General features: G+C 39.5%; 3 protein-coding genes and 1 pseudogene. 3 read left to right on the forward strand and 1 reads right to left on the reverse strand.

The window, feature by feature from the left end:
• The first annotated feature begins 113 nt into the window (after positions 1-113).
• From B0H50_RS12930 to B0H50_RS12940, 3 genes are all read left to right on the forward strand, one after another.
• Entirely contained in the window at positions 114-551 is a 438-nt protein-coding gene (locus tag B0H50_RS12930) for a bile acid:sodium symporter family protein (RefSeq protein WP_199219646.1), read from the forward strand.
• Positions 552-734: 183 nt separating this feature from the next.
• Positions 735-1,094 (forward strand): HI0074 family nucleotidyltransferase substrate-binding subunit, encoded by a 360-nt coding sequence (locus B0H50_RS12935; RefSeq protein WP_408609885.1) that lies wholly within the window; start codon positions 735-737, stop codon positions 1,092-1,094.
• A 43-nt stretch (positions 1,095-1,137) separates the two neighbouring features.
• On the forward strand, positions 1,138-1,407 hold the full coding sequence (locus B0H50_RS12940) for a nucleotidyltransferase family protein (protein WP_146193779.1): 270 nt from the start codon (positions 1,138-1,140) through the stop codon (positions 1,405-1,407).
• A gap of 237 nt (positions 1,408-1,644) precedes the next feature.
• On the opposite strand, the pseudogene B0H50_RS12945 reads toward B0H50_RS12940, so the two are convergent.
• Positions 1,645-1,971 (reverse strand): annotated as a pseudogene (locus B0H50_RS12945) (hypothetical protein); the annotation flags it as partial.

The raw sequence follows: 1,971 nt of genomic DNA on the forward strand, positions 1-1,971 counted from the left end.
TGTCGATGTAAAGATAGCCTACGAATGGGAATCGGAATCGAGAGAATCATCTAGCAAGGCTGCCTAAATGCTACCACACATATTGATGATGCCTCAAAAATATTCAATCTTATATGCCATCGCTGAGTGTAATCGGCCTTGCGTTAATTGTCGGAAGCGTGATTGTCACCGTGCGCCCGCAACTCATCCATCAAGGAATTTCATTACTCGTATTGGTTTTAGCAGTCGTCTTTTGCCACAACACTTTGGGCTACATTTTGGGCTATTCCGTCGGTCGCCTTTTTAAATTCAACAAAGCAAAAAAGCGCACCATCTCCATCGAAGTCGGCATGCAAAACGCAGGCATGGCAACGGTTTTGGCCTCTGCATTTTTTGCAAGCCCTGAAATGATTCAAGCGAATCCCGACGCCGCTTTGTGCGTGTTTCCGTGCGCAATTAGCTGCGCCTATCACAGCATCTCGGGAACGCTTTTAGCAGGACTTTTCGTTTGGAAAGATAAACGAAACAAATTGAGTAAAAGGGGAAAGCCTTCCCCTGAATTCCAAACCTAACGGTTTTCCATTCACCCCTTCTCCTAGGGGTGTCCCCCTAAAACCCCCAAGCGCGGCTCCGCCGCGCTTTTTCTGTGGAATCGTCGTGAGTAATTAGCTGCGGAATTATATTTTATATTTAAAGAAAAATGGAAACGAGTATGGAAAATAAACAAGATATTCGATGGAGAGAGATTTTCTAATCTGAAAAAGGCTGTGGCAAATCTAGAGTTTGCTCTCAAAAGTGAAAATCCCGATGTGGTTTATCGGGCTGGGATTATTCAATTTTTTGAAATGTCTTTTGAATTATCGTGGAAAACGATGAAAGATTTTTTAGAATACAATGGATATCAAAATGTGGATTCTCCGCGTTCTGTAATTAAGACTGCGTTTCAAATTCAAATGATTCAAGATGGAAAATCTTGGTTAGAATGTTTGGAAAGTAGAAATTTAATGTCGCATATTTACGATGAAAAAACTGCAGAAATTTCTGAACAAAAAATTCGACAGAATTACATTTTTCTTTTGAAAAATTTAGAGGCATATCTTGAAAAACAGCTGTGAAATTACTGACCTGAAAAATCAAACAGGACTTTCGAATTCCGAAATGTCAGAAGTCAAAAAAATTTGCTTGGCGAATTCAAACATTGAAAAAATTGTTTTGTTTGGAAGTCGAGCAAAGAAAACTTGGAAGCCTAGAAGCGATATTGATTTATGTCTTTTTGGAGAAAATGCCTCGTATCATGATGTTGCGTTGATTAGTTTCAAGCTCAATGAAGAAACGCTATTTCCGTATCATTTTGACATTTTATTGTGGAATGAAATTCAAAATAAAGAAATCAGTAAACACATTTTACGCTGCGGAATTGTTTTATAAAATCATCATTGAATTAGTCTATGATTATTTACGCCACCCAAAAAAACGATTGACGTATTCAAGTTTAAACTCGCTTCCAAGCTTCCTGAAAATTCTGAAGAACATCAAGTTCTTTTGCATGAGCAAGACAATGACTTGCTAAAATGGGGCGCGAAGATTTTTTATTTAGACGGACGAAAGTGCTTGCAGTTAATGAATTTTGCAAAATGAAAAAGAACCGCTTTCGCGGTTCTTTTTTTACAATGCTTTGATTTCGTCGATTGTGAGGCCGGTGACTTCGGCAATCGTTTCAACGGAAACGCCTTTTTTCAAAAAGCCTTTGGCGAGGGAACGCGTATTTTGGCGAATTCCTTCCGCACGGCCTTTGGAAAGCCCTTCCGCTTTGCCTTTTCCTAAAGCTGTTTTTGTAGCTTCAGCGAGCTTTTGGCGAAAGACATCGCCCGCGCTGACGAAACCATATTTTTGTCCGATGCTTACGAATGCCACGTTCAACTCCTCGAGGACTTTATCGTCCAAGAACTCCTTTAAATATAATGAAATTTTTTCCAAAAGGTTTTTGGCTTC

The organism is Hallerella porci (assembly GCF_003148885.1).
Lineage (GTDB): Bacteria > Fibrobacterota > Fibrobacteria > Fibrobacterales > Fibrobacteraceae > Hallerella > Hallerella porci.